The 17689-nt window shown below is 71.7% G+C and carries 14 protein-coding genes; 9 read left to right on the top strand and 5 right to left on the bottom strand.

All coding sequences use genetic code 11. The annotated features are described in order from the left end of the window. Positions 1-14: 14 nt before the first annotated feature. Positions 15-1658, bottom strand: a complete 1644-nt coding sequence (locus OG844_RS03450; RefSeq protein ID WP_406388011.1) for an FAD-dependent oxidoreductase — start codon at positions 1656-1658, stop codon at positions 15-17. A 27-nt stretch (positions 1659-1685) separates the two neighbouring features. Continuing rightward, positions 1686-2609: a diiron oxygenase gene (locus OG844_RS03445; RefSeq protein ID WP_406388010.1), complete on the bottom strand. Its 924-nt coding sequence runs from the start codon at positions 2607-2609 to the stop codon at positions 1686-1688. Positions 2610-2917: 308 nt separating this feature from the next. Between OG844_RS03445 and OG844_RS03440 the strand changes: the two genes are divergently transcribed. Further along, positions 2918-3238 (top strand): DUF6191 domain-containing protein, encoded by a 321-nt coding sequence (locus OG844_RS03440; RefSeq protein ID WP_406388009.1) that lies wholly within the window; start codon positions 2918-2920, stop codon positions 3236-3238. A gap of 12 nt (positions 3239-3250) precedes the next feature. Here the strand turns inward: OG844_RS03440 and OG844_RS03435 are convergent, their stop codons facing one another. Both OG844_RS03435 and OG844_RS03430 read right to left on the bottom strand, forming a co-directional pair. Then, a complete protein-coding gene (locus OG844_RS03435) occupies positions 3251-6622 on the bottom strand; it encodes an ATP-binding protein (protein WP_406388008.1) in 3372 nt (1123 codons plus the stop codon). A gap of 249 nt (positions 6623-6871) precedes the next feature. Then, positions 6872-7330, bottom strand: a complete 459-nt coding sequence (locus OG844_RS03430; RefSeq protein ID WP_406388007.1) for a hypothetical protein — start codon at positions 7328-7330, stop codon at positions 6872-6874. 343 nt (positions 7331-7673) lie between these two features. On the opposite strand from OG844_RS03430, the gene OG844_RS03425 reads away from it, so the two are divergent. The 3 genes from OG844_RS03425 to OG844_RS03415 are packed head-to-tail and all read left to right on the top strand — an operon-like array spanning position 7674 to position 10869. Continuing rightward, positions 7674-9014: an extracellular solute-binding protein gene (locus tag OG844_RS03425; RefSeq protein WP_406388006.1), complete on the top strand. Its 1341-nt coding sequence runs from the start codon at positions 7674-7676 to the stop codon at positions 9012-9014. Further along, on the top strand, positions 9011-9973 hold the full coding sequence (locus OG844_RS03420) for a carbohydrate ABC transporter permease (protein ID WP_406388005.1): 963 nt from the start codon (positions 9011-9013) through the stop codon (positions 9971-9973). The genes OG844_RS03425 and OG844_RS03420 overlap by 4 nt, the downstream gene beginning before the upstream one ends. Further along, entirely contained in the window at positions 9970-10869 is a 900-nt protein-coding gene (locus tag OG844_RS03415) for a carbohydrate ABC transporter permease (RefSeq protein ID WP_406388004.1), read from the top strand. The genes OG844_RS03420 and OG844_RS03415 overlap by 4 nt, the downstream gene beginning before the upstream one ends. Before the next feature lie 70 nt (positions 10870-10939). Here OG844_RS03415 and OG844_RS03410 read toward each other — a convergent pair whose 3' ends face one another. Further along, positions 10940-11809 carry a UbiA family prenyltransferase gene (locus OG844_RS03410; protein ID WP_406388003.1) on the bottom strand — a complete coding sequence of 290 codons (870 nt, stop codon included), beginning with the start codon at positions 11807-11809 and terminating at the stop codon, positions 10940-10942. Between the two features lie 119 nt (positions 11810-11928). Here OG844_RS03410 and OG844_RS03405 point away from each other — a divergent pair, with 119 nt between their 5' ends. The 5 genes from OG844_RS03405 to OG844_RS03385 all read left to right on the top strand — a co-directional run bounded on the left by OG844_RS03405 (position 11929) and on the right by OG844_RS03385 (position 17638). Continuing rightward, entirely contained in the window at positions 11929-12987 is a 1059-nt protein-coding gene (locus OG844_RS03405) for a type III polyketide synthase (RefSeq protein WP_406388002.1), read from the top strand. A gap of 13 nt (positions 12988-13000) precedes the next feature. Then, positions 13001-13528, top strand: a complete 528-nt coding sequence (locus OG844_RS03400) for an isoprenylcysteine carboxyl methyltransferase family protein (RefSeq protein WP_406388001.1) — start codon at positions 13001-13003, stop codon at positions 13526-13528. Then, entirely contained in the window at positions 13525-14538 is a 1014-nt protein-coding gene (locus tag OG844_RS03395) for an NAD(P)/FAD-dependent oxidoreductase (RefSeq protein ID WP_406388000.1), read from the top strand. Before OG844_RS03400 ends, OG844_RS03395 begins: the two co-directional genes overlap by 4 nt. 135 nt (positions 14539-14673) lie before the next feature. After that, positions 14674-15366, top strand: coding sequence for a YqjF family protein (locus tag OG844_RS03390; RefSeq protein WP_406387998.1), 693 nt, complete (start codon positions 14674-14676; stop codon positions 15364-15366). A 121-nt stretch (positions 15367-15487) separates the two neighbouring features. Beyond that, positions 15488-17638, top strand: a complete 2151-nt coding sequence (locus tag OG844_RS03385) for an MMPL family transporter (protein ID WP_406387997.1) — start codon at positions 15488-15490, stop codon at positions 17636-17638. Positions 17639-17689: the final 51 nt, after the last annotated feature.

Here is a 17689-nt window from a genome sequence, read left to right as displayed (position 1 = left end):
TCCTCCTCGCAGCGTCAGCTCCGCCCACGTCCGCCCTTCGCCGCCGCGATCAGCGCCGGCACGGTGGCGAACTTGACCCGCGGGCGGCCGAGGGCGCGACCGCGTGCCAGCTCGGCACGGTCGATGGCGGCCAGTCCCCGGGCGTCGACGACATGGCGGGAGCGCTGCTTGGCGAGGCGGCGGAAGGCCTTGGGCGGCTGTGCGGGCGACGGGAGCCGGCCCGCGACGGCGTCGGCCAGAAGAGCGCCGACGGTCTCGGCCGCGCAGGTGCGGTTGGCTCCGATGCCCCCTGAGGGGCCGCGCTTGATCCAGCCGACCACGTACGACCCCGGCATGCCCGCCACCCGGCCGTCCTCGTGCGGCACCGTGCCGGTCGCGTCGTCGAAGGGCAGGCCCGGCAGCGGAACGCCGCGGTAGCCGACCGCCCGCAGGAGCAGGCCGGCGGGTATGTCCTGCTCGCCCGTCGCGGCCGTCACGCGCACGGCCGCGACGCCGTCCTTGCCGAGCACTTCCACGGGGGCGGAGTGGAAGCGGAAGACGATGCGCCTGCCTGCTGCAGGGGGGCGTGACCAGTCGGTCCTCTCACGGGCTACGTCGCGCAGCAGAGCGGCCTTCTCGCCGGGCGCCGCAGCGTCGATCCGCGCACCGGTCCTCGGATCGTGGTCGTCGACGACCAGCTCCACGCCCGGCAGGTGCTTCAGAGCGAGCAACTCGGAGGCCGTACAGGCCACGTCCTCGGGGCCGCGCCGTCCGAGTACGACGACCTCGCGCACCTTCGAGTCGCGCAGGACGGCGAGCGCGTGGTCGGCGATGTCGGTACGCGCCAGCGCGGCGGGATCCGCCGCGAGGATGCGCGCGACATCGAGAGCCACGTTTCCGTTGCCGGCGACGACCACACGCTCGGTGGACAGGCGCACGGCCTCCGGCTCGGCCTCCGGGTGGGCGTTGTACCAGGACACGAACGAGGTCGCCGCGATGCTGCCCGGCAGGTCCTCGCCCGGGATGCCGAGCCGACGGCCCGTGGAGGCGCCGACCGCGTAGATCACCGCGTCATGGTGTGCCGCGAGTTCACCGGCGGTGATGTCCTTGCCGACCTGGAGGCCCAGTTGCATGCGCACGCGGGGATGGGAGTGGAAGCGCGCGAAGGTCTCGCCGACCCCCTTTGTCGCGGGGTGGTCGGGCGCGACGCCGTACCGGACGAGGCCGCCCGCCACCGGCAGCCGGTCGATCAGCGTCACCTCGGCGTTGGTGTGCAGCAGGAGGTCCTCGGCGGCGTACATGCCTGCCGGGCCGGTGCCGACGACCGCCACCCGGATCGGAGTGAAATCGGAAGGAACGCCGCGTGTGAACGAGGGCTCGCCCCAGGCGTGGAAGTTCGGTCCCGCCGGGGCCGGGGCGGCCGGCCTGTCCGCGAAGTAGGCCGCGTTGACGGCCGCGTACTCCTTCTGTGCCCCGAAGAGACTGTCCACCGGGAAGATCGCGTCGACCGGGCAGGCGTCGGCGCAGGCGCCGCAGTCGATGCAGGTCGCCGGGTCGACGTGGAGCATCTCCGTGCTGCCGAACTCCCTTTCCTCGGGAGTCGGGTGGATGCAGTTGACGGGGCACACGGCGACGCACGTGGCGTCGCTGCAGCAGGTCTGGGTGATGGCGTAGGTCATCTCGTCAGCTCAGGTCGTCGGCTCGGGTCAGATCAGGTCGGCGCGCTTGTAGAAGAACAGGGCGGGTTTCGTGAGGAGGCGGGCCGAGGCCAGGAACTCCATCAGTCCCGAACAGCTGGAACGCATGAGGGACTTGTGGTGCTCGTTGGTCCTGGCCTCGGCCAGGGCCCGCTCGGTGTCCAGGCCCGCGTTCGCGTAGACCTTCCGGTTCACCATGCTGGTGACGATGTAGTAGGAGGCGATGGCGACCACGAGCGAGTTGAGCTGCCGCCGCAGCGGGCCCGCGCCGCGCAGCCGCTTGCGGGTCTCGTCCCGGGCGAACTTCATGTGCCGTGACTCCTCCACCACATGGATGTTGTTGATCGTCCGGACGAACGGGGCCACCCGCTCGTCCCGCATCCAGTCGCGCTGCATCACGTCGAGCACCTCTTCGGCGACGAGGATCGCGGCGTACGCGGCCTCGCCGAAGGCGAGCGTCTTGAAGGCCCGGCCGAGCTCGATCACCATGCGGTGGGGGCGGTAGGCCGGCGCGCCCAGCTTCGCGGCACCCCGGGCGAACATGATGGAGTGCCGGCACTCGTCGGCGACCTCGGTGAGCGCCCACTGGAACCGTGGGTCGGTGGGGTCCTTGGCGTACATGTCGCGCAGCACCATCTGCTGCAGGATCATTTCGAACCAGATGCCGGTGCTGGCGACGGACGCCGCTTCCTGACGCGTCAGTGCCTTGCGCTGCGCATCGGACAACTCCTGCCAGTACGCGGTGCCGTAGAGCGTGCTCCACTCCGGGCTCGCGCCGTGGTCGTCCGTGTTGAGGGGGGTCTCCCAGTCCACCTCGATGGCCGGGTCGTACGAGAGCTTCGCGGCCGAGTCGAGCAGCCGCCGGGCGACTTCCTGCTCGGCGAGCCGGTCCCGGTGGTTCCTGTCATCCGGCCGAACGGTGCTGCCTGCCATGCTGCCGCTCCTAGAATCGAGAGATCGACTCGACGCCGCCCCGACCGTGTCCCGTCCCTTGCCCGTTCGACGGGGCCGGTGGCTGCGAGCGCCCTACGCGCTTATTAGACGTCACGTCTAGCAAGCTGTTGGACGGAAGGTATAACAAGAGGGGTGGGCAGGCCTACCCCTGAGTAGGAAATAGGCACGAGCTCTCCATGGAGGTACAGCGCCGTCCCTGCCGGGTGAGGGGCGCACTCCTACGGCGCGAAGCGAGGAGATCGAGCGGAGAGTGCAGGCCGACGGCCGTCGAGGCGGATAATCAGGTCATGGGATTCGCCGTCTTCATGACTCTGCCCGGGCTGGTCCTCGTGCTGACCGTGCTGGCCTTCGTCGATCAGCTGCTGCTGCGCGCCGGGCGGGCAGGGGTTCTGCCATGGCGCAACGGAGCCCGGCAGGGCCAGATATCGGCAACCGGGTTCGAACAGCTGCACGCGAGCTTCTCGCCGGGGAAGCAGAGCGAACTCAAGGAGCGGCAGTCGGCACTGCTGATGCGGGACGACGAGGAGGACGGGGCGCCGCCGAACCGGACAACGGTGGACCTCGACGGCGGCACCGCGGTGATCCGGATGCCGGAGACGGGCCGATAGGAGCGGCCTGTGTCAGGGGGTCTGTTCCCCCGAAGGGCCGGAGCTCCGTCCGCGGGCCAGCTCGACCCTGAACGCGCCTTCGGGATAAGGGAGTTCCGCGGACATCCTCGCCGCCCTGTCGAACTCCTCCTCGGCTTCCCGTTCCAGGCCAAGCGCCGAGAGGGCGGCGGCGTGCACCGTGCGTGCGTCAGTCTCCGAAAGACGTTCGCCGGCCTGCTCCGCGCGCACAACTTCCTCGGCCGCGTGGCGGGCGGCGTGCTCCGGTCGGCCCGACGCGAGCTCCGCCCATGCCAGGAGAGGGGCTGTTCCCGGTCCGCCGCCGTGGACCAGCAGTGCGAGCGCCTCGGCGGGGCGGCCCTCACGCACCAGCATTTCGGCCTCGGCCGTCCGCACCTCGTGCACGGCCTGCTGGTCTCCTTGCGCCCGGGCCGCCTCACCGGCGCGAGCCAACAGCTCGGCCGCACCACGTTCACCCGTCCTGGAGAGGACCCTGGCCAGGGCCGCCAGGGCGTACGGGGTACACCACTCGGACCGCTCGCCCGTCTCCTGGACCGCGCCTTGCGCATGATCGGCGGCCTCGGTGAACTCCCTGAGAAGGAGATGAAGTTCAGCGAGATTGGCGCGCTCGAAAGCGACCGCGGTCGGATCCCCCGTGCGCTCGGCGAGCAGCAGCGCGCGCTGTCCCGTGGAGACGGCCTCGGCGAGCCGCCCGGAGCGGCGGGCGTGCTCCCGCTGAACGGAGAGGATCGTGACCATGAGTTCCTGATCGCCGTACGCCTCGGCGTGCGGCAGCGCCAGGTCGGCGGCCGGGCGCGCCTCCGCCAGCCGGCCCGCGAGGCCGAGGGAGGTCGCCTGCATGGCCAGCGCCCGGGCCAGCAGCCCGCGCCTGCCGTTGCCCGGCACCGCGTCGGCGGCCTGCTGGGCGGTACAGGCGTACTGATGCGCCTCCTCGTACCGGCCCGTGACGAACCTCAGGACCGCTGCCGCCAGATGGTGGGTGGCCGCGGTGAGGGCCGGGGTGCCGGGGGTGGGCGGGAACCTGTGGAGCAGTTCCTCGCCCTCGTCCGTGGAGCGGTACTTCACGAGCACCTCGGTGAGCCGTGCGGCGGCCAGGACCTGGCCGTGCACGTCGCCGCGCCGCACCATGTCCTCCAGTGCCTCCCGGAGCACCGCCGCCGCATCCCGGTACCGGGCCATCCGGCGCAGCACGGCCCCCCTGTCGATCCTGGCCTGAGCGGCGTCGGCGGCCAACGCGTCGAGTCGGGCGGTCAGCTCGATGTAGTACCGGTCCGCCGTGTCGTTCGCGCACAGCGCGGCGGCGCGCTCCGCCGCCTGCCGCAGATACTGCGTGGCGCGCGGGTCGTCGGCGCGCATCAGATGCGAGGCCAGCGTGTCGACCGCGTCGGGCCGGCGGCGCAGGACCGCCTCCGCGTACGCCGAGTGCAGTTGCCTGCGGCGGGCTGCGGACAAGCCGTCGTAGCAGGTCAGCCGCACCAGTGGGTGCCGGAAGACGAGTCCGGGCATAGGTTGCCCGCCGACCACGACGTTCCGTTCCTCCAGGACCGAAGCCTGGACAGCCGCTTCCACGGCATCCGTCGCCTCGGCGGGCGAGAGCCGCGGATGCAGTCCGTGCCCGGCGACATCCACCACCTCGGACAGTGCGGCGCCCCCGCCCGCCACCGATATCGCCTCGACGACCCGCCGTGCCGCAGGTCCGAGCCTGGACAGCCGTGCGGCCACCAACTGCCGTACGCCCTCCGGGGCGCTGAGCGAGGCCGGCTCCGTCGACCCGTCCGCGGTGCGGGCCAGTTCCAGGGCGAAGAGGGGATTGCCGAGTGACAGTTCCCAGACCCGGTCGAGCCCGCTCCGGGCGCCCGCGTCCTCCGCGACCGCCAGGCACTCCGCCCGCCCCAGCCTTCCCAGCTCCAGGGAATGGGCCAGCCCTTGGCGCACCAAGGAGTCCAGCGAGGTGCGTCGGGGATCCGTGCTCCCGATCTCCTCCGCGCGGTAGGTCACAGCGAATCGCCAGTCGGTCCGCGTGGTCACCGCACGCCGGGCCAGATGACTCAGCAGCTGGTAGGAGCCCGTGTCGGCGGCGTGCAGATCATCCAGGACCAGGAGGACGGGTGTGGTCGCCGCGAGATCGCCCAGGAGCCCCGCGGCAGCTCGGAAGAACCGGTCGCGTTCCTCTTCCGGACTACGCTCCGAACCGGCACCGATCTGCCCCAACGAGGGGATCAGCGAGGCGAGTTCGGGGTACTCGCCGCCGATCCTGGCCCGCTCGGCGGACGTCCGGTCGGCGAGCCAGGCATCCAGGGCCTCGACGAAAACGCCGTACGGGGTGTGCCCCTCGGCGTCGTGGCCCGCGCCCCACAGCACGGTCGTCCCGGCCTCGGCCGCCCGCCTGGCCGCCTCTGCGGTCAGCCGCGTCTTGCCCACCCCGGCCTCACCGCGGACCAGCCGCACCGGCGGCCCCCCGGCGGCCAGCAGTGCACCCAGCTCCTCGGACCGGCCGCGGAGCGGCGTCCCGGGCGGGGTGCGGATCGCGGCCGGGAGGACGGGCGCGGAGGCTGTGGGCAGCACCGTCGTGGCGGTGTCCAGTGCGAGCAGGTGCAGCTGCTCGGTGGCGGGCCCGGGGCGGATGCCGAGTTCCGCATCGAGTGCTTCCCGGCACAGGTGGTACTGGCGCACGGCCTGCCGGCGCAGTCCCTGGCGCAGACAGGCGTCGATCAGGACCCGGTGGGCGCGTTCCTCAGCGGGCGCGGCGGCAAGGGCGCGCAGGGCCACCTCGGTGGCCAGCTCGGTCTCGCCCTCCGCGAGGTGGGCCTCGGCGAGGGCGAGCCGTACCCGGTCGCGGAGCGCGGAGAGTTCTTCGCGCCGGACCTCGGCCCACGTGGCGTACCGGTCCTCGGGCAGCAGCTCCCCGGTGAACGACGCGAGCGCGGTGGCCAGGGCGACGGTCGACCCTTCGGCCAGCGCACGCTCGGCAAGGGTCTCCGCGGCATCGGCGTCGATGACCACGGTGTGCGGATCGAGCCGCAGCAGGGTGCCCTCGCCGGTCAGATAGGACGAGGAGGCGCGGGGTGCCAGCTCCGGCTCGATGGCGCGGCGTGCGGCGTGCAGGGCGACCCGCAGGCTACCGAGCGCCGCCTGGGCGTCGGCGTCCGGCCAGCAGATCTCCATGGCCTGCTCGCGATGGAGGCTGTGTCCGGGGGAGACGGCGAGGAGCTTGACCAGAGAGCGGGCACTGGGACGCGGCCATTTGTCGGCGAGGGGGGCACCGCCGTCGCGCTCTACCCGAAATCCTCCGAAAAGGTACACGCGAAGCACCGGGGGCCTGTCCGGGGTGCTCGGTGCCGTCTCGTACGGATGTGCTGCTGCCATGAGAGCAGCCACTCTAACCGCCGGCTCCGCACCCTCCGGCTGGGCACGGAACCGGCGAGGACCGACGCCCGGGCGCGGCGCCGGCGCTCGCCGGTTCCAGCTCCGGGGGGCTCGCGTCAGATGCACGGGGCGTGCTGCTCCAAGGCCGGTCCGGGTGGCCTTCCCGTGCCCGTGCGACGGGGAGTCCGCGGAAAGGGGCTGTACGGGGAAGCGGGGAGGGAGTCGTCGCCGCAGCGGTGCCGCGCGTGTTCAGGTGTCCCCGTCGCCCGGCCCGAAGCCGAACGGCCGGGCCAGGACAGCCGCCAGCGCCCCCGGTGCCGCCATGGAGGCCGCCATGGCCGAAGCGGCGAGCACACCGTGGAAGAGGAGGAGCGGGCCGGCGACGCCCCCGACGACGAGGGCGCCCTGGACGAACGACGTGACCCCTCGGCTGTCGTCCCGTGTCCACCCCTGGACGCGCAGCCCGGCAAGAACCAGGGCGGCGAGCCAGAACTCCGCACCGAACAGCCGGCCTGTCCCTCCGGTGGCGGCACGGACGAAGGGAGCCTCGCCGTACGACACGATCACGGCCGGCGGTGCCACGACGGCCGCTTTCCTGACCGCAGTGATCACGGATGCCATGGCCGGACGGAGTCGCGCGCCGGGCGGGGCCGCCTCGGCCCCGTGCTGCTCCGCCGCGCTGCCGTCGGTGTCGGCCGTCCCCGTCAACTGCCGCCCCTATGTCCCGGTTATGGCTTCCGGCCGGTGTGACGACGCGCTCGTCATGTACCGATGGACGCAGCGGAGGGGCGGCTGGTTCGTCTCGTCGCGGCTTCGTGCCGGAGTCGCCGCGAAAGGCCGACGGGCGCCGCGGGAGACCGATGGGCGGGGTCTCGGGTCCGGCGACAGGACGGGCTGTCCGGGGTATCGAACGTTGTTCGCAATTTCAGCGAGAGTCATTGACGCCGGGTTGCCCCGCGCCTACGGTCCCGTCCGAAGTGACGGGCGGGATTCGACATATCGAACACGCGGCCCGTGGCGAACGACCCGTACCCCTCAGAGACGAGCCGCCATGCACCCACACCACCCCAGCCGGCGCCGCGCCCTCGCAGGCGGAATCGGCGCCCTCGCGGCCGCCGGAGCCCTGGGCTCCCTGTCCGGCTGCGCCGCGCCCGCCACCGCAGCCGGACCGGGGCAGACCCGGCTGCGGTTCTGGCATCTCTTCGGCGGCGGCGACGGCGTCAACATGGCGGGAATGCTGGAGGACTTCCGCACCGAACACCCGGACCTGGCCCTGGAGGCCGCGACCTTGCAGTGGGGTGCGCCGTACTACACCAAGCTCGGCATGGCCGGCGCGGGAGGCAGGGCACCAGAACTGGCCGTACTGCACCTCGCGCGGCTCGCGGGCTTCGCCCCCGGCAGGCTCGTGGACCCCTTCGACCTCGATCTGCTGGCCGAACACGGAGTGGGGGAAAAGGACTTCCCGCCGGAGATCTGGAGCCGCGGACGGGCGGGCGGCCAGCAGTACGCCGTGCCGTTCGACACCCACCCCTTCGTCCTCTACTACCAGACCGAGGTGTGCGAGAAGGCCGGGCTCATGTCGGGCGGCCGGCTCAAGCCGATCGGCGGCGCCGAGGAGTTCGCCGACGCGCTGCGCGCCGCGAAGAAGGTGACCGGACAGCCGGGCCTGGTGACGGAGACGCTCGGCCCCGACTGCATCACCCCCTGGCGCCTCTTCTCCACGTTCTACGCGCAGACCGGTGGCAAGGTCCTGTCGGAGGACGGCAAGCGCCTCGCGCTGGACGACGCCAAGGCCCTGGGCGTGCTGGAGTACATGGCAACCCTCGCCGAGGAGGGGCTGATGGTGCGCCGGTGCGACTACGGCGCCTCCGTGGGCATCTTCAACGGCGGGAAGACCGCCTTCCACCTCAACGGCGAATGGGAGATCACCACCTTCCGGACGGCCGGGATCCCCTTCTCCATGACCCGCGTGCCCGCGCTCTTCGGCAGTGCCGCCGCACAGGCCGACTGCCACTCGTTCGTCCTGCCGCACCAGAACGACCGCGGGGGCGCGACCAACGAGGCGGCGCACGCCCTCGTCGCCTGGATGCTGAAGAACTCCGTCGCGTGGGCCGAGGGCGGCCATGTGCCCGCCTATCTGCCGGTGCTCGACGATCCGGCGTACCTGAAGCTGAAACCCCAGTCCGAGTACCGGGACGTGATCGACGACGTGGCGCTGGACGAGCCCGCCTGGTTCGCCGGCTCCGCCTCCCGCATGTGGATCGAACTCGGTGCCGTGCTGTCCGGTGTGCTCACCGGATCCCGTACGCCGCGCGGTGCGCTGACCGAGTGCAAGGCCCGCCTGAGAACCCTCCTCGACACCCGCAACCCCCTTCCGGGAGCCGCGTCATGACCTCCACCACCGCGGCGGCACCGCCACCCGTGACGAAGCCTGCGGACGCCGTCCGCCGCCCCACGGCCCGTTCCGTGCACAGGAAGTGGACCGAGCACGGTCTGGTGTTCATCGCCCCGTTCCTGCTCGTGTACGGCATGTTCCTGGTCTGGCCGCTGATATCAGGTGTGGGCATGAGCCTGACCAGCGACAACATCACCGGCTCCGGAGGGCAGTTCGTCGGTCTCGACAACTACGCGGAGGCCCTGGGCGACCCCGAGGTGTGGTCCTCGCTCTGGAACACCGTCTGGTTCACCGTCCTGTCCACCGTCCCGCTCGTCCTGGTGGGGCTGGGTCTCGCGCTGCTCGCCCATCAGCTGCGCGTGGTGCAGTGGCTGTGGCGGCTGAGCTGGTTCGCCCCGTTCCTCCTGCCGTCCGGAGTCGTCTGCCTGCTCTTCGCACAGATGATCTTTCCCTCCGGCTTCGGCCTCGCCGACCAGATGCTCGCCTCCGTCGGCCTGGAGCCGGGTATCGGATGGCTGAGCGACGAGCGTTACGCGATGCTCTCCGTCGTGGCCACCACCCTGTGGTGGACCGTCGGCTTCAACTTCCTGCTGTACCTCGCCGCTCTGCAGGCCATACCGGCCCATCTGTACGAGGCCGCCGAGCTGGACGGAGCGGGCGGCAGGCACCAGCTGTGGCACATCACCATGCCGATGCTCCGCCGCACCACGGGGCTTCTCGTGGTCCTCCAGGTGCTCGCCTCGCTGAAGATCTTCGATCAGATCTACCTCATGACCGGCGGCGGCCCCGACGACTCCACCCGGCCGATCCTGCAGTACGTCTACCAACAGGGCTTCACCGGATACCGCATCGGCTACGCCTCGGCCGTCTCCTACATCTTCTTCGCCCTGATCCTGACCGTCTCCCTGGTGCAGCCGTTGCTGTCCCGGCGCCGAGCTGAGGAGGCCGCAAAGTGAGCGGTTCCGTCACCGTCAGAACCCGCCGCGTACTCCGGAGCGAGCAGCCGGGCGGATCCGAGGGCCGGCGCCGGCGCTGGACACCCGGCAGGCTCGTCCTGCTCGTCGTGGCCCTGGTCCTCGCGGTGGCCTGGCTCGTCCCGCTCGCGTGGGCCGTCGCCACCTCCCTGAAGCCGGAGGCGGAGACGACCGGGACGCCGCTGGAGTGGATCGGTTCGCGCGTCACGTTCGACGCGTACTCCAAGGTCTGGGAATCCGGCGAACTGGTGCGCTGGCTCATGAACTCGGCGTACATCTCGCTCATGACGACCGTGCTGACCGTCCTGACCTGCGCGATGGCCGCGTACGGCTTCACCCGTACCGAATTCCGCGGACGCAGACTGCTCTACGGGCTGGTGCTCGCCGGCATCATGGTGCCGCCGCAGGTACTCATCGCGCCGCTGTTCCAGGAGATGGTGCAGCTCGGCCTCGTCGACACCTACTGGGGCGTGATCCTGCCCCAGGTCGCGGTGCCCGCCATGGTGTTCATCCTGGTGAAGTTCTTCGAAGGCGTACCGAGAGAGCTGGAGGAGGCGGCCTTCGTCGACGGCGCCGGACGCTGGCGGGTGTTCTGGACGATCGTGATCCCGCTGTCCCGGCCGGTGCTGGCCGCCGTGGCGATCTTCACCTTCATCTCCACCTGGAACAACTTCCTCTGGCCGTTCCTCGTCACCACCGACCCGAATGGCATGACCCTGCCCGTCGGCCTCGTCAACGTCCAGTCGTCGTTCGGGGTGCGGTACGCACAGATCATGGCGGCGCTCGTGATCGCCGGACTGCCGCTCCTGGTCGTCTTCGCGCTCTTCCAGCGGCAGATCGTGCGCGGTATCGCGCACACCGGTCTGGCCGGCCAGTAGGCGGCCGCTCGGGGCGGAACGGCCGGGGCTGCCCCGCGAGGCCGTTCCGCCCCGCGGGTGCGGCGGACGCTCAAGCGATGGACGTGCCCCGTATCAGCAGCAGCGCCACGTCCACCGACGCCGCGGCCACCGCTCCCGCGAGGGCCGCCGTGCGCCAGGTCCGCCGTGGCACGAACCCGGCGAACGCCGTCGGCACCACCGCGGCCAGGGTGAGCGCTCCCCACCAGCCGGGAGGTCCCGCAGGCCCCAGCACGAGCACCGCCGACGCCGCCACCAGCGGTACGGGGAGCAGCATCCGCGTGCGGGCGGCGCCCAGCCGCTGGGGCAGGCCCCGACTGCCGGATGCCAGATCCCCGTCGATGTCCGGGAGCACATCGCCCAGATGGGCCCCGACACCCAGCATGGCCCCGGCGGTCACGGCCCACCACGCGGGCCAGGGGTGACCGGGCATGTTCAGGGCGACCAGGACGGGCAGGCCGCCGAAGCCGATCACGTACGGAAGCCAGGACAGCGCCGTCGTCTTGAGTTTGAGGTTGTACGTCCACGCCGCCACGACCCCGGTGAGGTGCACCGCACCGGCGACAGGACCGCACGCCGACGACAGCACCACGCACAGCAGCAACGCGGTGAACGCCGCCTGCCACACGGTGCTCCGTGACACCACGCCTTCGGCCACCGGTTTGCCGCGGCGCCCGGCGGCCGCGTCGCGCCGGGCGTCGAAGGCGTCGTTGCACCAGCCGACCGAGAGCTGGCCCGTCAGTACGGCCCCCCCGACCAGGACGCAGCGGGTGCCCCCGAGCCCGGAACTGACGGACAGTGCGACGACGAGGGCGGTCACCGCCACCACCGGGCCAGGGTGACAGGAGAGAGCCAGCCCCACCGCGGGGCGGGGCGGTCGCGTCACGGACTCGTGCACCTGCGGCCGGTCAGTGGTGTCCACGAGGGGATCGTAAGGACTCCGGATCTCACGAACACGCCAGCCGCGTGTCTGATGTGCAGGGTTTCACCCTGTTCTGTAGGCAGGATGAGGGTCATGACCTCTCCGAAGCAGGGGCCAGGATGACCCGGATCGCAGCCGTGCACGGGGTCCTGCCACCGCACCGCCACACCCAGCGGGCGGTCACCGACATGGTGGCGCGCACCTGCCTGCCCGCGGGGGCCGACCGCCGCGTCCTGGACCGGATCCACGAGAACGCCCGGGTCCGCACCCGGAACATGGTTCTGCCCCTGGAGCGCTACGGCGAACTGGACGGTTTCGGGGCGGCCAACGACGTGTTCATCGGCGCCGCGGTCGAGCTGGGCGGTCAGGCGGTGCGCGGGGCCCTGCGGACGGCGGGGCTGCGGCCCGCCGACGTGGACCTGCTGATGTTCACCTCCGTCACGGGAGTTGCGGCTCCCTCCATCGACGCCCGGCTCGTGGGGCGCCTCGGTCTGCGGCCCGACGTGAAACGGCTCCCCGTCTTCGGCCTGGGCTGCGTCGCCGGAGCCGCAGGGGTGGCGCGCCTGCACGACTACCTGCTCGGCAGGCCCGGCCAGGTGGCCGTGCTGCTGTCGGTGGAGCTCTGCTCCCTCACCTTCCAGCGGGCCGACCCGACGCCCGCCAACCTCGTCGCCACCGCGCTGTTCGGCGACGGTGCGGCGGCCGTCGTCGCAGTCGGCGGCGAACACCCCGCCTCGGCGGACGGTCCCGAGGTGATCGACACCCGCAGCCGGCTCTACCCCGACACCGAACGCGTCATGGGCTGGGACGTCCGGAGCTCCGGCTTCAAGGTGATGCTCGATCCGGCGGTTCCCGACGTCGTACGCCGGTACCTCGCCGACGACGTCCGCGGGTTCCTGGAGGAACACGGGCTGAAGCCGAAGGACATCGCCCACTGGGTGTGCCACCCCGGCGGCCCCAAGGTCCTGGAAGCCGTCTCCGACGTACTCGAACTGCCAGAGGGCGCACTCGACGTCACCTGGCGTTCGCTGGCCGAAGTGGGCAACCTGTCGTCCTCCTCCGTGCTGCACGTCCTGAGGGACACGATGCAGCAAAGGCGCCCCGAGCCGGGCACACCCGGTCTGCTGATGGCCATGGGCCCCGGATTCTGCTGCGAACTGGTTCTGCTGCGTTGGTAGTCGGGAGGAACGCGTGATCTGGTACACGGCCCTGGTGCTGGCCGTCGCGGGCGAACGGCTCGCCGAGCTCGTCGTGGCCCTGCGCAACACGCGCTGGAGCCTGGCCCGCGGCGGCACCGAAGCCGGGCGCGGACACTACCCGGCGATGGTGGCCCTGCACACCGCTCTGCTGGCGGGATGCCTCGCCGAAACCTGGCTGGCCGGGCGCCCGTTCCTGCCGTGGTTCGGCTGGACCATGGTTGCGGTGGTGGCCGCGGCGCAGGGGCTGCGCTGGTGGTGCATCCGCACGCTCGGACACCGGTGGAACACCCGGGTCATCGTGGTCCCGGACATGCCCCTGGTGACCGGCGGGCCCTACCGGTGGCTGCGCCACCCCAATTACGCGGCGGTCGCCGCCGAAGGGCTGGCGCTGCCCCTGGTCCACGGCGCCTGGGTGACCGCCACGGTCTTCACCGCACTCAACGCCGTCCTCATGGCTGTGCGCGTCCGGTGCGAGGACCGGGCACTGGCCCCGGTACGGCCGATGGCCGCCCGCCCGTGATCGACGTCCTGGTGGCCGGGGGCGGCCCGGCCGGTCTGGCGGCGGCGATCCGGGCCGCCGGAGCCGGTCGGGAAGTCGTCGTGGTCGAACCCCGCGCCGTTCCCGTGGACAAGGCATGCGGCGAGGGAATCATGCCCAGCGGTGTGGCGGCCCTGCGTGCGCTGGGCGTCGGCGTGGCCGGCCACGACCTGCGCGGAATCCGGTACGTCGAGGGCCACCGCAACGCGGAGGCGACCTTCCGAGGCGACACGGGGCTCGGCGTACGGCGCACAGAACTGCACGCCGCCCTGCACCGGCGGGCCGTGGAACTCGGCGTACGCATCGTCCCCGGGAAAGCAGGGGCGATCCGGCAGGACGACGACAGCGTCAGCACAGCGGGGCTCACGGCACGCTGGCTGATCGCCGCCGACGGACTGCACTCCCCGCTGCGCCGCGAACTCGGCCTCGACCGCCCGGGATCCGCCCCGCGCCGCTACGGCCTGCGCCGGCACTACCGGGTCGCCCCGTGGACGGACTTCGTCGAGGTCCACTGGTCGCGCCGAGGCGAGGCCTATGTGACACCGCTCGGCCACCGGCTGGTCGGTGTCGCCGTACTCAGTCGCGATCGCCGGCCCTACGAACAGCACCTGTCGTCGTTCCCCGCCCTGGCCGACGCCCTCCGGGGCCTGGAGGCGGGTCCCGTCCGCGGCGCGGGACCCCTGCGCCAGGACGCGCGCAGTCCGAGGGCCGGACGGGTCCTGCTGGTCGGTGACGCGGCGGGCTACGTCGACGCACTTACGGGTGAAGGCATCGCCCTGGCCGTGGCGACCGCGACAGCGGCGGTCGCGTGCCTCACCGCGAACCGGCCGGAGGCCTACCCCGCACAATGGGCGCGACTGACGCGACGTCATCGCATGCTCACCCAAGGACTGTTGGGCGCCGCGGGGCACCCCCGCATCGCCCGGCTGATCGTCCCTGCCGCCCACCGCATGCCCCGGGTGTTCTCGGCTGCGGTGCGCGCACTCCAGTAGGCGCAACCCCGTTCACCCCACCCGCGACGTCACGAACCGCGGCCCCCGCTCTGCGATGCTGGCCCGGTGACACCCTCGTCCCGAGCCCCGCAAGCCATCACGGCAGACTCGCCCCACCCGGGTCTCAACCCGCTGATGACACAGTCCTGGCTGGATCTGGCCTTCGTGCACTGGCCGGCAGACCCCTTGGACGTGGCGCCGCTCCTGCCGGTCGGGACGGTTCCCGACACACTGGACGGTGTCACCTACATCGGACTCGTCGCCTTCCGGATGCACCGCGTCGGCTGGTTCCGCCTCCCCGGCGTCCCCTACCTCGGGACGTTCCCGGAGACCAATGTCCGCCTGTACTCCCTGGACTCCCAAGGGCGCCGGGGTGTGGTCTTCCGCTCGCTCGACGCCTCCCGGCTGATCCCGGTGGCCGTCGCACGGACGGCGTTCCGGCTCCCGTACAGGTGGTCGCGGATGGCGATCCGGCGTGACGCGGACACCATCACCTACACCAGCAGGCGCCTACCGGGCCCCCGGGGCGCGCACAGCCGGATAGTCCTGGACATCGGGGACCAGGTGGGGGAGCCCAGCGAACTGGAGCACTTCCTCACCGCGCGCTGGGGCATGCACTACACCTTCTTCGGACGGCAGACGTATCTCCGGAACACCCATCCCCGCTGGCCCCTGCACCACGCCCGGCTCATCGAGTGCGACGAGAACCTGGTGAAAGCGGCGGGCCTGGCAGCACCGGCAGGGGAGCCGGCGAGCGTGCTGTACTCGCCCGGCGTCCCCGTACGCTTCGGCCGTCCATCCCGGCCCGGCGGCATCCCCACCCCGTAGATCCGCTCCACGATGGTCCGACCGTGGCTCATGCCGCGGCCGCACGGCATGTCGCGTGCCCGACCCGCAGGACACCGCTCTACTGTCGCCGCCAGGACCAGGACGACGCGGTGGGAGTGGCATGCCGGACGTACAGCAGCGTCGACGGCAGGGAGTGGCCCGGCTGGTCTGCGGGCGGCGCACCAAGTGGCTGATCGTGGCGTTCTGGCTGATCGTCCTCGTCGTCGCGGCGCCTCTCGCGGGGAAGCTCACCGACGCCCAGGACAACGACGCCACGTCCTGGCTGCCCAGCAGCGCCGAGTCCACCCAGGTCTGGGAGGAATCCAAGGGATTCCGGCCCGAGACCATCACGGCGATCGTCGTGTACGCCCGGGAGTCCGGCCTGACCGGGGCCGACCGCACCCGGATCGCCGAGGACAAGCAGCAGCTCATGACGCTGCGCGCGCACGGTGTGCGGGGTGCCGAGACACGCGGACCGCTCTACGACAGCCAGGACGCACCCGCGGCCGCCCAGATCCTCGTCCCCATCACGATGGACGAGGACGGATGGGAACGCATCGGTCCGGCGGTCGATTCGGTACGGGACGTCGTGGGCGGCAGCGAGGGAGGTCTCGCGGTCCACATCACCGGACCCGGCGGCGTGGCCGCGGACTCCGCCGACGCCTTCTCGGGCATCGACTCGACCCTGCTGTTCGCCGCGCTGGCCGTGGTGATCATCATGCTGCTGATCACCTACCGCAGCCCGACCCTGCTCGTGCTGCCCGTGCTCGCGGTCGTCGCCGCACTGCTCACCGCACAGGCGCTCATCTACCTGCTCGCGGCGCATGGCGGCCTCACGGTCAACGGACAGAGCGCCGGCATCCTGACCGTCCTCGTCTTCGGCGCGGGAACGGACTACGCCCTGCTCCTCGTCGCCCGGTACCGGGAGGAACTGCGCCGGCACGAGGACCGGCACGAGGCGATGGCGCGTGCGCTGCACCGGGCCGGGCCCGCGGTGCTCGCGAGCAGCGGCACCGTGGTGCTGAGCATGCTCGTCCTGCTGTTCGCCGAGATGAACTCCACCCGGGGCCTCGGCCCGGTTGCCGCGATCGGGGTGGCCGTCGCACTCATCGCGATGCTCACGCTCCTGCCCGCCCTGCTGGTGATCTTCGGCCGCTGGGTTTTCTGGCCGGTCATCCCGCACTTCGGCAGCGACGAGCCGACCGAGCACGGATTCTGGGCCCGGACGGGGGAGCGGCTCGCCGTGCGCCCGCGCAGGGTCTGGGTGGCCACCGCCCTCGTGCTCGCCGCACTGTCCCTGGGCCTGATCCAGCTGCGTGCCGCCGGTCTCAGCAACGCCGACTCCTTCCCCGACAAGCCCGACTCCGTCGTCGGCCAGGAGATCCAGAAGCAGTACTTCCCGGCAGGCAGCGGCAGCCCGCTGGTCGTCATCGCGGACCTCGGCAAGGGCGCGCAGGTGCGCAGGGCGGTCGAGACGACCCCCGGTGTGGTGCCCGGCTCCCTCGTCGTACCGCCCGGTGCCAAGCCGGTGCACGAGGGCCGGGTGATCTTCGAGGCGACGATGACCGACCCCGGCGACAGCGAGCAGGCCGAGCAGACCGTGGAACGGGTCCGTGACGCGGTGCATCAGGTGCCGGACGCGGACGCCCTGGTGGGTGGCGACACGGCGGCGATTCTCGACATGGACGCCGCCACCAGGCACGACAACCTGCTCATCATTCCCCTGGTCCTGCTGGTGGTGTTGATCGTCCTGATGCTGGTGCTGCGCGCACTGGTGGCGCCCCTGCTGCTGATCGCGACCGTGGTGCTGTCCTTCGCGGCCGCCCTCGGTGTCAGCGCGCTCGTCTTCCGGTACGTGTTCGACTACGCCGGCGAGACGACGGACTTCCCGCTGTTCGTGTTCGTGTTCCTGGTGGCACTCGGCATCGACTACAACATCTTCCTGACCACACGGATCCGCGAGGAGGCCCTGCACCAGGGCACCAGGGCCGGTGTGCTGACGGGCCTCTCCGCAACCGGGGCCGTGATCACCTCGGCCGGGCTGGTCCTGGCGGGCACCTTCGCCGCACTCGGGACCCTGCCGGTCGTGGCCTTCGCGGAGATCGGCTTCGCGGTCGCCCTGGGCGTGCTCCTGGACACGTTCGTCGTACGGTCCGTTCTGGTCACCTCCCTCTTCCTGGACATCGGCCCCCGGGTGTGGTGGCCCCACCGGCTCGCCCATGAGGACGGGGGCGCAGCGAGGAAGCCGGAGGCGCCGGCCGCGCAGTCGTAGGGTGCAGCTCCGGGCGCTTCCGGCTGCGGTGCCTCGCGGCTCACGGATCGC

The sequence above is a fragment of the Streptomyces sp. NBC_00887 genome (genome assembly GCF_045207585.1).
This window is presented reverse-complemented; position numbering and strand designations above follow the sequence as displayed.